18 protein-coding genes are annotated in these 10,492 nt (G+C 71.2%); all 18 read right to left on the bottom strand.

The genetic code is table 11. The features are described from left to right. Position 1 precedes the first annotated feature (1 nt). Positions 2–364: a hypothetical protein gene (locus tag BKA24_RS08860; RefSeq protein ID WP_184217214.1), complete on the bottom strand. Its 363-nt coding sequence runs from the start codon at positions 362–364 to the stop codon at positions 2–4. Further along, entirely contained in the window at positions 361–897 is a 537-nt protein-coding gene (locus tag BKA24_RS08855; protein WP_184217212.1) for a hypothetical protein, read from the bottom strand. The genes BKA24_RS08860 and BKA24_RS08855 overlap by 4 nt, the downstream gene beginning before the upstream one ends. Continuing rightward, positions 894–1,424, bottom strand: a complete 531-nt coding sequence (locus tag BKA24_RS08850) for a hypothetical protein (RefSeq protein ID WP_184217209.1) — start codon at positions 1,422–1,424, stop codon at positions 894–896. The genes BKA24_RS08855 and BKA24_RS08850 overlap by 4 nt, the downstream gene beginning before the upstream one ends. Positions 1,425–1,427: 3 nt before the next feature. Beyond that, positions 1,428–1,982, bottom strand: a complete 555-nt coding sequence (locus BKA24_RS08845; protein ID WP_184217207.1) for a hypothetical protein — start codon at positions 1,980–1,982, stop codon at positions 1,428–1,430. A 2-nt stretch (positions 1,983–1,984) separates the two neighbouring features. Further along, positions 1,985–2,314, bottom strand: coding sequence for a hypothetical protein (locus tag BKA24_RS08840; protein ID WP_184217205.1), 330 nt, complete (start codon positions 2,312–2,314; stop codon positions 1,985–1,987). Then, positions 2,311–2,682: a hypothetical protein gene (locus BKA24_RS08835; protein ID WP_184217203.1), complete on the bottom strand. Its 372-nt coding sequence runs from the start codon at positions 2,680–2,682 to the stop codon at positions 2,311–2,313. The genes BKA24_RS08840 and BKA24_RS08835 overlap by 4 nt, the downstream gene beginning before the upstream one ends. A gap of 95 nt (positions 2,683–2,777) precedes the next feature. Then, positions 2,778–3,176 (bottom strand): hypothetical protein, encoded by a 399-nt coding sequence (locus BKA24_RS08830; protein WP_184217201.1) that lies wholly within the window; start codon positions 3,174–3,176, stop codon positions 2,778–2,780. Continuing rightward, positions 3,173–3,391 carry a hypothetical protein gene (locus BKA24_RS08825; protein ID WP_184217199.1) on the bottom strand — a complete coding sequence of 73 codons (219 nt, stop codon included), beginning with the start codon at positions 3,389–3,391 and terminating at the stop codon, positions 3,173–3,175. Before BKA24_RS08825 ends, BKA24_RS08830 begins: the two co-directional genes overlap by 4 nt. 118 nt (positions 3,392–3,509) lie before the next feature. After that, positions 3,510–3,809, bottom strand: coding sequence for a hypothetical protein (locus tag BKA24_RS08820; protein WP_184217197.1), 300 nt, complete (start codon positions 3,807–3,809; stop codon positions 3,510–3,512). Next, positions 3,806–4,066 (bottom strand): hypothetical protein, encoded by a 261-nt coding sequence (locus tag BKA24_RS08815; protein ID WP_184217195.1) that lies wholly within the window; start codon positions 4,064–4,066, stop codon positions 3,806–3,808. Before BKA24_RS08815 ends, BKA24_RS08820 begins: the two co-directional genes overlap by 4 nt. Further along, a complete protein-coding gene (locus BKA24_RS08810) occupies positions 4,063–4,560 on the bottom strand; it encodes a hypothetical protein (protein WP_184217193.1) in 498 nt (165 codons plus the stop codon). The genes BKA24_RS08815 and BKA24_RS08810 overlap by 4 nt, the downstream gene beginning before the upstream one ends. Further along, a complete protein-coding gene (locus BKA24_RS08805) occupies positions 4,560–4,856 on the bottom strand; it encodes a hypothetical protein (protein ID WP_184217191.1) in 297 nt (98 codons plus the stop codon). The genes BKA24_RS08810 and BKA24_RS08805 overlap by 1 nt, the downstream gene beginning before the upstream one ends. Then, on the bottom strand, positions 4,853–5,545 hold the full coding sequence (locus BKA24_RS08800; RefSeq protein WP_184217189.1) for a hypothetical protein: 693 nt from the start codon (positions 5,543–5,545) through the stop codon (positions 4,853–4,855). The genes BKA24_RS08805 and BKA24_RS08800 overlap by 4 nt, the downstream gene beginning before the upstream one ends. A gap of 257 nt (positions 5,546–5,802) precedes the next feature. After that, complete coding sequence (locus BKA24_RS08795; RefSeq protein ID WP_184217187.1) at positions 5,803–6,969, bottom strand: hypothetical protein; 1,167 nt, start codon at positions 6,967–6,969, stop codon at positions 5,803–5,805. Positions 6,970–7,462: 493 nt separating this feature from the next. Beyond that, positions 7,463–7,603, bottom strand: a complete 141-nt coding sequence (locus tag BKA24_RS08790; RefSeq protein WP_184217185.1) for a hypothetical protein — start codon at positions 7,601–7,603, stop codon at positions 7,463–7,465. Positions 7,604–7,628: 25 nt separating this feature from the next. Further along, positions 7,629–7,949 carry a hypothetical protein gene (locus BKA24_RS08785; RefSeq protein WP_184217182.1) on the bottom strand — a complete coding sequence of 107 codons (321 nt, stop codon included), beginning with the start codon at positions 7,947–7,949 and terminating at the stop codon, positions 7,629–7,631. A gap of 30 nt (positions 7,950–7,979) precedes the next feature. After that, positions 7,980–8,405: a hypothetical protein gene (locus BKA24_RS08780; protein WP_184217180.1), complete on the bottom strand. Its 426-nt coding sequence runs from the start codon at positions 8,403–8,405 to the stop codon at positions 7,980–7,982. A 46-nt stretch (positions 8,406–8,451) separates the two neighbouring features. After that, a complete protein-coding gene (locus BKA24_RS08775; RefSeq protein ID WP_184217178.1) occupies positions 8,452–10,029 on the bottom strand; it encodes a hypothetical protein in 1,578 nt (525 codons plus the stop codon). Positions 10,030–10,492: the final 463 nt, after the last annotated feature.

The raw sequence follows: 10,492 nt of genomic DNA, 5'->3' as shown, positions 1-10,492 counted from the left end.
TCTAGTGGGGGGTGGACAGGTTGGCGAGGCGGGTGAGGACGCGGCGGGCGTGATCGATGTGGGCAGTAGACGGCTGGACGCCGGTTCCGATGGCGACGGCTGTCCGATCGAGCGGCGCGATCTGGGCGATCCAGTGCTCCAGCCGAGATGGACGGCGACCGCCGACGACGTAGCCGACAGGGCCGCTGTCCTTGTCCTCGCGGTAGGCGACCAGGATCGGGTTCGGCTCGTTGTGCTGGGAGTAGGGCACCTCCCGGTCAGGCTCGGCGAACGCGCACCCGTAGCACTCCTCGCCGTGCAGGCGGCAGTCACCGTACTCGATGGTGCCCTCGAAGTGGTCGGGGCTCACGCTGGCGAAGATCATGTGAGGCTCCATTCCTGCCCGGTCTCCGGGTCTCCGTCGTAGATGCGGCCGTCGTTGATGTAGACGCGCATCCGGCCGATGGGGTTGGGGGTGTCGATCTGGACGATGGTGATGACCTCGACGATGTCGGCGTCGATCTCCCCGAGCTGGTCGTCGTCCGACTCGGGCTTCCAGTCATAGGCGTGCAGGCTCTCCAGCCGTCCGCGCCGCTGGGCGGAAAGCTCGTCCGCCAGGTCGGCGGCTTCCACGTCGGAGAGGGAGAGGTTCGCGATGGGCGGCAGGCCAGCGTCCTCGGGGTCGTCGCGGTGGATCTGGAGGTAGGTCCATTCCCCCGCCTCGTCGGAGGCGTGCGAGACCTCCCAGTGCTTGGCGGTGGCGTACTCGGTGCGCTGCGCCCGGTCGGCCTCGATGGCGTTGGTGAGCATCGTGAAGATGGCTTCGGTGCTCATCTGGACGTGGGGGCCGTAGAGCGGCAGGCCTCGGCCGATGTGCTTGTCCATCGCGTCCTGCGCGATCTGCTCGGGAGTGTTCATGCCTGCGCCTCCTGCGGGTCGAGGGCGTTGACGAGCGCGGCGAGCGTGCCCGCGAGGGCGTCGACAGCGGCGGGGCTCACGGCCTCGAACGAGAGGGCGGTGCGCGCGTCTGCGATGAGCTGCGCGAGGTCTCCGACCTCATCCGGCCAGATGACGGTGGGGTAGACCTCCAGGATGGTGCCGTCTTCCTGGACGATCTCGCGCCACTCGCCGGTGCTCTCCTCCTCGTCGTGGTTGTGGGTGTACGCGCCGGGCTTACAGTGGGCGAGCACGTGACGGACACTCTCCCCGAAGCCGTAGCTCGCGCTGTCCCAGTACCCCATGCCCGAGATGTCGAGACCGCCCTCGTCGGTAATCTCGGGCTCGTTGCCGTTGTCGCTCGTCGCATTCAGCACGGCGTCGATCGCGAGCTTCTGCGCCACGTCGGGGTCGGCGGCAACCTGCTCGGCGGTCCAGCCGATCAGGCCGGGGAAGTTCTCCTTCGGGATGATGGCATCGTTGAAGCTGAGGTTGTAGTGCATGCCCATGAGTTAGTTCTCCTTGGTGGTGTTGGGGCGGCCATCGGCCGGGAGGAAGTAGAGCGCGGTGCCGTCCGAGAGGTCGTAGCCGTTGGTGCGGCGGCCCTTCGGAATGCCCGCGAGGCGGTGGCCTCGGAATCCGGTGCGGACGATTCTCACGTCCTCGTAAACGTGGTAGCCGGTCGCGCCGCCGCTGTAGCGCCCGATCACAGCGACTGTGCCGCGCGGGGCGGGGGCGGCGGGGTCCACGTCTTCGGCGGCGAGAGGGCGCGCGCCTCGGGCGATGAACGCGGCCAGCTTCTCCTGCTCCAGCGTCCACGTGTGGAGGGTCTGGAGGAGGTAGATGGCGGTGTCTTCGTCCTTGTCGGTGGTGCCGGTGGTGGCCGGGTTGAGGCTCGGGAGGTGGCCCTTGAAGTCGGCGTTGTAGGCGTAGCGGCCTGCCCGGTCGAGCTCGGCGCGGCGCGCCTTGTACTCGCCATAGAACGGCCGCACGAGGTCGCGCTGCTCCTCGTGGCTCATCTGGAGCCAGCCAGCGGCGGTGAACGGGGCGAGGGTGGTCGCGGTCATGGTCAGGCCTCCCGCTCGATGATGAAGCGTCCGCCGCCGTCGTGGCGGAACAGGAACGAGTCCCCCTCGTCCCAGGTGAAAACCTCCATGTCGGCCGCGATCGAGTCGAGCACGTCCCACTGCGGGTGCTCTTCGCCGTCGGCGTCGTGCATCACGCTCTTACCGTCGGCGTCCAGCAGGTCCGCGACCGCCAGGCGCGGGGTGTCGTTGATTTCGAGGATCACGGCGTGGATGCCCTCGGTCATCTGCCGCTCCATCTCGGCGACTGCGGCCTCGCGGAAGTCGCGCTGCGCGGTCCAGTAGTGGTCGCGGGCGTCGGTGTAGTCGCTCACTTGGCGGCCTCCATCCCGGCGAGGACGGCGGCGCGGAGCATGGCGCGGACGTTGCTGGCGGGGATCGCCCATTCCTCGGCGGCGCGGGCGGTCTCGTCCTCGTCCGCGATCTGGCGGGCGATCGCGTCGGCCTTCGCTTCGAGCTCGCGCGCCTGGTGGCGAGCGTTGATCGCCTCCCATGCGTCGCTCTTGTAGTTGTCGCCGTGGCCGGTCGCGTTGCCGATCAGCTCGCAGATGCCGCGCATGTATTCGGTCTCATCCCAGAAGGGCAGGCGGTCCTCGCCAGCGAACAGGTCGGCGGCGGCGTCGATCAGCGCGGCGCGGGTGGTCTCGGTGCGGTCCTCGGCGGGGGTGGTCTCGGTGCTCATGGTGGCGGGTGCTCCTTCGGTGGTCGGGGTCGGGAAGTGGTGCGGGGTGGTCTCGGGGTGCGGGAAGCGGGAGCAACCCGGCGCGCTGCACAGCCTCACGCGGCCACCTCCCCCGCGTATAGCTCATACGCCTCGGGGCCGTAGGTCTCGGCGTAGGCTCGCGCGGCCCGGGTCGCGTCGCGGAGGTTCGTGATGCTCCGGTGGTTGATGCCGCGCTCGTAGTCGATGCGGGAGGAAATCTCAGTGCCGCCGGGGTCGGTGCGGTCGTCGCAGTGCAGGAACTCGACAGCGTTCGTGATGACGTACTCGGCGCGCTGGCCCTCACGCTGCACAACCTCCACGCCGACAGCATCCGTGATGACGGTGAAGGTCCCGTCATCGTGCTGCCTCCAGTAGCGGCGACTGTACTCGGTGCCGCGCTGGTCGTCGCCGAGCGAGCACCCGAACCGGTCCGCGCTCAACCGCCCCCCCTCCTGCCAGATGTAGCCGGTCACGCGTCCACCTCCGCCCGGTGCGGCTCGTAGGCGTGCTCCCGACTCTCCCCGGCCTCGCATGCAGTCGGCTCGGTGGGTTGCGGGTCGCGGAGGTCGCCACGGGTGACGATGTGCTCGCGCCCGAGGGAGTCTTCGACGGTGACGGTCTCGCCGGAGATCGCGACCGGGTAGACGGTCTGGCCGCGTTCCAGTGAGGCCTCGGGGAGGTAGAACATTCGGTGATCCTTCGGTGTCAGACGGTCCAGAGGCCATAGGCGCACAGTGCGACGCCTGCCAGGGTGAGCGGTGCCCAGAACGCGGCGCGGATGGTGCGCCGGAGGCGTGCGGCGCGGGTCATGCGAGGATGCCCGCCGCGTAGTGGAGGGCTGCGCGGATCTGCGCGCGGCTCGGGGTGACGATGTGGCCCGCCGCCGATGAAAGCGTGTACGGCCGCAGGAGGAGTCCGCTACCGAGGTCGATCCAGCGCGCCGCGAGCCATCCGGCGCGCCCGACGGGTGCCATCTCATAGGCGGTGAAGATGAGCGCGCGCTCCTCGCGAGTGAGGCGGGGGAACGCGTCGAGCACGTCGGCGAGGGCGTGCAGCTCGTCGGGCGTGGTCTCGGTGGCCGGGTTGGCGGGGGCGGCGGCGCTCATGCGGCGAGTCCTTGCCGCTCGCGCGCTGTCTGGGCGCGCTCGACGTGGTCGGGGTCGTCGCCCTCCTCCTCGGAGTCTCCGAGGGCGTGGAAGTCGCGCACCCGTTCGGCGGCGTCCTCCAGACCGGCGGCGGTGAACACGTCCGCGAGGGCGTCGGCCTCGTGACAGGAGAGGGCGGGGCCCACGTCGTGCAGGGTGTAGGCGTCGAATGCGTCGGCGAGGGTCGCGACGGCGGCGGCGAGCGTGGCGGCGGTCATCGCCCCTCCCCCTCACCGATGGCTGCCAGCAGGGCGCGGGCGGCGGTGGCGATCTTCTCGCGCGCGGTTCGCTCAGATGGGATTTCCCCCCGGTCCACGGCGGCGTTGTACGCCAGCGCCTCGCGCAGCTCGCGCGACCGGTCGCCGACCGATGAGGCTTCCTCGCGAGTGTCGAGCCGTTCGGCCAGCGCGTCGGCGTAGTTGCTCATGCTGAGACTGTCCGACCGGGTCGCGAGCTGCCGCACCTCGTGCAGGGCGTCGTGAAGGATGAAACGCGCTTCCCGCTCGGCATCCCTCACCGCCTCGCGCGCGGTCGCGGTGAGGAGCGCGTGCAGCTCCTCCCCCGTGATGCTCCGGGCGATCTCCTCGGCGCGCCGAGGGTCAATGCTCGGGCCGTATGAGCCGCCGCCGGGTGACACGTGGCGGAGCATGGCCGAGCCGACGGCGTGGCGCGCGCACTCCTGGAAGCGGGCGGGGATGGTGTTGGCGATCATCACAGCTCCCCCTCACCAATGGCGGCGAGCAGCGCGTGGGCGGCGTCGCGTAGCTCGTCCTCGCGGTAGTTCGGCGCGTCGGCGTCGTAGGCGCGGATGATCTCGCGGAGCGCGTGCGCGGCGTCGCTGACGTGGGCGGCGTGGTTGGCGGCGACGGTCTGCGGCGTCATCTGATCGCGGCGAGCCTCGGCCCATTCGGACATGGGGAGGGCGCGGGCGGCGGCGCGCAGGCGGTCGGGGAACGCGTAGGCGCTCTGGGCATCAACGAACGCGCGGGCGGTGTCGCGGTAGCTCATGCGCCCATCCCCCAAAGCTCCTCAGCTGCCTCGGCGAGCCCTTCGATGAACACTGACGGCAGGCCGCGTTGGGCGCTGCTGAATCCCCAGTGCACGGACACGTGACGTTCAGCGGTCTCGATGAAGACATTCGGACCGCCCAGACCGATGCACACCTCTACGTCGCGGTAGCTGCGATCGTGGCCCGCGATCACATAGCGAATGTCGAGCGCGTCGGCGAGGTAATCCATACCACTCGCGGGCACCCAGTCGCCCATGATTTGCTCGCGGGTCGGCGGCTCCTCCTGATCCTCGGGCCAGTCGGTCGCGAGGCCGTCGTCGTCCGCCTCGAAACGGTCGGCGGTGGTGAGGGCGTCGTCAAGCTCGCGCGGCGTGGTGCCGAGCCGGTCGGCGAGGGCGTCGAAGTCCTCCGCCGTGTCGCCGTTCTCGCGGTTGATCCAGCCGAACGGCGCGTCACAGTCCACGTTCGCCCAAATGTCGCGGGCGATCCGGTCGGCGATCTCCTCCGCCTGGCTCGGCTCACGCTTCGGCTCGGGGGCGGTGTAGCCCTCGCGGGCGGCCTCGACGGCTTCGGCCAGCAGCGCGGCGACCTGCTCGCCGTTGCGGTTCCAGTGCGGCTGGATCGCGTGCGCGGCCAGCACGGCGGCGGCGATCTGTTCGGGGGTCTGCGGTTCGGTGTGCGTGCTCATGGTGTCCTCCTCGGGACGTGGGGCGGGGTGTGTGGGTGTGTGGGGGTGTGGGGGGGGGGGTGTGGGGGTGTGAATGCGAGCGGGTGGGGCGCGTTTTGCGCGCTAAACGGTGGCGCCGAAACGGTCGGCCCAATCGGGGTGCGGCGGGTGGGTGGCGTGGGTGCTGCGGGTGCGCCCGTGCTTGACGGCGTAGAACCGGGCGCGGTGCCAGGCGCGGGCGCGGCGGCGGGCGGCGAGGCGGGCCAGGGCGCGGGCGATCATGCTGCCACGTCCGCGGGGGCCTCGGCGTCCTCGGCGGGCGGCTGGCCGTAGGTGGCGTGCAGGGTGCGCAGGGCGTCGCGGCGTTCGGCGTCGGCGATCGGCTCGGGGACGTCCTCCAGGATGGCGGCCTCCTCGAGCGCTGCCATCCATTCACGCGCGGCGGTGAGGGTGCGGGCGTTGGCGTGTTTCGCGCCCTGGAGGGGCGTGGGCACGGGGACGGTGAGCCGCGCGGCGCGGTGGTACACCACGTAGCCGCCGCCGTCGCCCTTGCCGACGCCGTAGATGCCGGATGCCGACATGTGGGAGAGGGTGCGAACCTTGCCGCTCGGGTCGGTGAACGTGTCCGCTGCGGTGCGCGGGAGGTTGTTGCCGTGGCCGGTGAGCACGTCCGCGCGGGCGGCATCCCGGCAGGCCGTCACGAGGGCGGCGCGGGCGTCGCTGGGGGTGTGCGCGGCGACGTTGGCGGCGTGGGTGGCTGCCAGCTCGCGCCCGGTGCGGACGCGCACCACGTCGGCGGCGTCGAACGCGGCGCGGAGCCGGTCCGCCTCGGCGCGGAGCGTGTCGGCGTCGGGTGCGGGCGTCCCCCATGTGCGGGCGCTGGCCTGGCCGTTTGCCTCGCGCCATGCGTGGCGGGCGTCGTCTGCGGTGCGTTCGGCTGCGGTGTGGGCGTCGCGGGCGGCGAGCGTGGCGGCGTCTGCGACGGGCTGCCGACCGTAGGCGGCCATATTGTCGGCGTACAGGCGGGCGAACGCGTCGTCTGACATGCGCGGGACCGCCGGGGAGGTTGCGACCTTGTTACGGGCGGTGGCGCGCCGTTTGGCGACGGCGGGACCGCGTAGGGCGGCGTCGGTGTGGGTGAGCATCCATGCGGCGGCGCGTGCGTCCTGCGCGGCGCGGTGCGCTGCGCGGCGGGCGTCGATGACGGCGGCGGCGTCGGCGTGAGCCGCGAGGGCGTCACGGTAGGCGGGGAGGTCGACCACGCGCACACCGGCGGCGGCGGCGGCGTCGGCGTAGTTACGGGCGTCGGGGGCGTCGGGGTACGGGTGCGCGACGCTGGCGCGCTGGCGGAGCGTGGCCGGGTCGATGCTGGCGGCGGCGACGTTGGCGGCCGTGGGGGCGGCGTCGGTGGCGGTGGCTGCGGTGGCTGCGGTGGCGGTGTGCATGTCGTGATCCTTAGGTGAGGCCGGGTGTCGGCGGTGGATACGTGTACAGGGTACGGGGTGGGTGTAGGGAATGCAAGCGCGCGGCCTACGTTGGATTAGCGCGCTATTTACCTACAGGGGAGGGCGGAGCGTAGGCGGCGGAGCGTGGGTGCCTACATGTAGGGCGGAGAGTGTAGAAAAATACGGGGTGTAGGCCTACACCGCCCCGATTCTATGTAGGGGGCGATATATGGCCGTTTTCGGCGGTGTGTTTTCCGAATGCGTATTTAGTTGTCAATGATCGAGCCGAAGTTAGGCAGATCGGAGATGGCGGGTATGTGGGTGAGTGTATGTGTGTATATGTGTATATGTGGAGATACGGGGTATCGCTACGCGGAAACGCGGGGGGTGTGAATCCCGGGCGTGTCGGCACGGTGGAGGGCGTTCTACGGCGGACCGGTGTCGCCTCGCGACGCGCGCGCGTGCGCGTGATACACCATGTTTGCGCGTTTGCCTAATCGGCGCGGCGGGCGTGGCCGTGGCGGGTGGCGGGTTGGCCGTGTTTGAGGGCGCGGGCGTGGCGGCGGTCGAGTGTGGCGGCGCGGGCGGCGGGCTGGCGGGTGCGGTCACGGTGGAGGGTGGCGGGGGCGTGCATGGTGTCTCCGATTCTGTGTGAGGGGTTAGGCGGGGTTGGGGGCCATGATGACGCCGGTCGCAATACAGGCGGGGTCGGCGTGGAGGGTGTCTACGATGGCGGCCCATGCGCGGGCGTCGAGTGTGCCGCGTACGGCGTGATGGCGGCGGGCCATCGTGCGGCCGTCGGGGTAGACGGTGACCTCGGCGACGGGGCGGAGGGTGTCGCCGTGGCGGCGGGTGACGAGGTAGTCCCGCCATTGAACGGGCGCGCCCCATTGCTCGCCGCCCTCCACGTGCATTAGTTCGGCGGTGAGGTTCGGGGGGAGGTTGGGCAGCGTGGGGGCGGCGGACGCGGCGGTGTGCATGGCGGTGGGTTTCCGTTCGGTGTGGGGGTGTCAGAGGGCGGCGCGGACGGCGTGGGCGCGGTCGGCGCAGCGGTCGGATTCGGCGGCGGCCCGGTTGGCGCGCTGTAGGTGTGTTTCGGCGGCGTCGGTGTGGCCGTTTGCGAGGGCGTCGGCGTGGCGTCGCACGTGGATATCCCAGGCGCGCCCCTCAAGCCGGGCGAGGCCGTCGAGAGTGTCGGCGAATGAGGCGCGGCGGGCGGGGTGCACGTCTTCCACGCGTAGGGCGGTGAGGCCGGGGTGGGCGCGGGCGGTGTCTGCGGAGATGCCGACGCGCCCGGTCATGGGGGCGTACGGGGTGATGGGGGCGTGTGTGTGGGTGTCGGCGACGACGTAGGCGTAGTTCCCTACGTCGGCGAATGCGCGCGCGAGGGCGTCGAGAGTTTCGCGGTTGTCGGCGGGGCGGGTGAGGGTGTGCATGGCGGTTGTCTCCGAGGGTTTGCGGGCTAAATGGGGGCGGGGTGGCTTAGTTGCCGTCGTTGCCGACGTACAGGGCGCCGAGGGTGTCGCCGGTGCGGTCGATGCCGCGCGCGAGCTGAGAATCCAGGGAACGCTGGATACTGAGGGCGTAGGACTCACGAAACGCGCGCGTTTTGGTGGCGTGGAACGTGCAGCATGTCCCGCCGTCGATGTCGTGGTGCGCGTTGATCGGGTCGGCGATAGCGCGGGCGCGGTAGGCGTCAAAGTCGCCGCGCGCCTGGACCGTGGCGGGGTACTCAGGGCCAGCGGCGACGACGTAGGCCAGGCCGCGCGGTGTCCACGGGTTGGGGCGGTAGTCCGCTGCGGCGCGTTCGGCATCCTCGCGCGTGCCGGTGACACTCTCGGCATAGTAGTTGTCGGAGGATCGGACGACGTGCCACAGGGCACCGGCGGCGGTGTCCTCCACCGGCGCGGGCGCGGGCGCGGCGTCCTCGGCGGCGCACAGCCCGCTAAACGCGCATGCGGGGTGCTCGCATCCGGCGGGGATACCGGCGCGGCATCCGAGAGTGACGGGGCATTCCGGGTGCCCGCATGCGGGGGCGGTGTCCTCGGCGGGCGCGGGGGCGTCCTCGGCGGGGGCGTCCTCCACCGGGGCGGGCGCGGGCGCGGGCGCGTAATCGTCGGGGTGTGTGGCGGTGAGGCCGCACACGGGGCACGTGTCGCCCTCGGCGTAGCTGCGGGATACTGCCACGGTGAGGGGCGCGCCGGTGAACGGGTGCACGGTGCCGAATGCGACCACAGACATCGGGTCGGTGAGGGTGGCGACGATTAGGCCGGGGCCGTCCTCATCCGGGCGGGCCACCTCCGCATATCCCCACGCCGGGCGGCCGGTGTAGGCGTCGGTTGTGCCGTTCACGTGCCACGCGCCATGCGCGGCCAGCAACGCGGGGAGGTCGGCTGCGGGCACGTCATGCGCGTGCATCTCGCGATATGCCGGGCGCGTACGTGCCGGGGGCACCGGTGCGGGCGTGGCGGGCGTAGCGGGCGTGGCGGGCGCGTAGGCGGCATCCTCCCACGCGTCACCGCACCGGGGGCACCGGGCGTGCCCGCTGGCCGTGCGCACCTGCGCGCCATCCTCCAGCCACGTCGCGTGCCCGTGCGCTGCGCAGTAATCCGCGTGCCCTTGGGTGACTACCCGGTCAGTCCAATGGGCGTCGGCAGGCTGCGCTAGCGGGAAGTCTGCGGCGTACAGGGTGAGGTCGGCAGGCGCGGCGTCCTCGGCAGGCGCGGCGTCCTCGGCAGGCGCGGCGTCCTCGGCAGGCGCGGCGTCCTCGGCAGGCGCGGCGTCCTCGGCAGGCGCGGCGTCCTCCGCCACGCGCGGGCCACCCGTCGCGAGGTCGCGCATGTCGTCACCTGCGGCGTAGGGCGTACGCGTGCCGTCATCGTAGGTCACGTCGAACGTCCGGCGGCCATACTGCCCCACACCATGCGACACAATGGCGGCCACGGTCACCGTGTCGGCCAGGCCGGAATAGCTGCGCAGCACGTCCCCCGGCTGGAGGTCGGCAACGCGTACAGGCGTGTCCCCGGTAACGCGGTCGGTGCCGTAGTGCATGGTGTCCATTGGTTCATCCCCTTGGGTCGGTGTCGTGCTTGCCCGGATGGGCTACGCCTAGCCTAGTCCCGGCTGTATACGTGTCAAGGGTATTTCATACAGTCACGCGGGAAGATTCACCGAAGATTCACCCCACGCGGGCGGGGGCGGACGCCGCCGAAACCACTCGCATTCCCGCGAACGCCGCCGAAACGGCCGGCAGATCTGGCCGCCCCCGCGCAGATTTTTCTTCCCCATCCCCCACAGGTCAGCCGCGAACATATTTTGCGCGCTATCCGCCGGCGCCCCTCCCCCACTCCAGCCCATTCCGGCGCCCCTCGAGCGCGTTACGCCCTCCCCCGCCCCCTAAACTCGCCGCAAGCCCCCAGCGAGACGCGCGCGACTCCTCCTCTCCGCCGCTCCGCTGGGGGCCTTCTCGCGCCCCGGTCGAGCCCATGCAGCCCCCACACCACCGCCGCGCCGGCTCCGCACA

Origin of the sequence: Microbacterium marinum, from assembly GCF_014204835.1 — a bacterium.
Taxonomy (GTDB): domain Bacteria; phylum Actinomycetota; class Actinomycetes; order Actinomycetales; family Microbacteriaceae; genus Microbacterium; species Microbacterium marinum.
The sequence above is the reverse complement of the archived record's forward strand: the minus strand, read 5'-3'. Positions and strand labels throughout refer to the sequence as shown.

Excerpts from the sequence above, each read along its gene's own strand:
- BKA24_RS08860 (WP_184217214.1), bottom strand. The coding sequence starts at position 364 with ATGATCTTCGCCAGCGTGAGCCCCGACCACTTCGAGGGCACCATCGAG.
- BKA24_RS08855 (WP_184217212.1), bottom strand. The coding sequence starts at position 897 with ATGAACACTCCCGAGCAGATCGCGCAGGACGCGATGGACAAGCACATC.
- BKA24_RS08850 (WP_184217209.1), bottom strand. The coding sequence starts at position 1,424 with ATGGGCATGCACTACAACCTCAGCTTCAACGATGCCATCATCCCGAAG.
- BKA24_RS08845 (WP_184217207.1), bottom strand. The coding sequence starts at position 1,982 with ATGACCGCGACCACCCTCGCCCCGTTCACCGCCGCTGGCTGGCTCCAG.
- BKA24_RS08835 (WP_184217203.1), bottom strand. The coding sequence starts at position 2,682 with ATGAGCACCGAGACCACCCCCGCCGAGGACCGCACCGAGACCACCCGC.
- BKA24_RS08825 (WP_184217199.1), bottom strand. The coding sequence starts at position 3,391 with ATGTTCTACCTCCCCGAGGCCTCACTGGAACGCGGCCAGACCGTCTAC.
- BKA24_RS08820 (WP_184217197.1), bottom strand. The coding sequence starts at position 3,809 with ATGAGCGCCGCCGCCCCCGCCAACCCGGCCACCGAGACCACGCCCGAC.
- BKA24_RS08815 (WP_184217195.1), bottom strand. The coding sequence starts at position 4,066 with ATGACCGCCGCCACGCTCGCCGCCGCCGTCGCGACCCTCGCCGACGCA.
- BKA24_RS08810 (WP_184217193.1), bottom strand. The coding sequence starts at position 4,560 with ATGATCGCCAACACCATCCCCGCCCGCTTCCAGGAGTGCGCGCGCCAC.
- BKA24_RS08805 (WP_184217191.1), bottom strand. The coding sequence starts at position 4,856 with ATGAGCTACCGCGACACCGCCCGCGCGTTCGTTGATGCCCAGAGCGCC.
- BKA24_RS08800 (WP_184217189.1), bottom strand. The coding sequence starts at position 5,545 with ATGAGCACGCACACCGAACCGCAGACCCCCGAACAGATCGCCGCCGCC.
- BKA24_RS08795 (WP_184217187.1), bottom strand. The coding sequence starts at position 6,969 with ATGCACACCGCCACCGCAGCCACCGCAGCCACCGCCACCGACGCCGCC.
- BKA24_RS08790 (WP_184217185.1), bottom strand. The coding sequence starts at position 7,603 with ATGCACGCCCCCGCCACCCTCCACCGTGACCGCACCCGCCAGCCCGCC.
- BKA24_RS08785 (WP_184217182.1), bottom strand. The coding sequence starts at position 7,949 with ATGCACACCGCCGCGTCCGCCGCCCCCACGCTGCCCAACCTCCCCCCG.
- BKA24_RS08780 (WP_184217180.1), bottom strand. The coding sequence starts at position 8,405 with ATGCACACCCTCACCCGCCCCGCCGACAACCGCGAAACTCTCGACGCC.
- BKA24_RS08775 (WP_184217178.1), bottom strand. The coding sequence starts at position 10,029 with ATGGACACCATGCACTACGGCACCGACCGCGTTACCGGGGACACGCCT.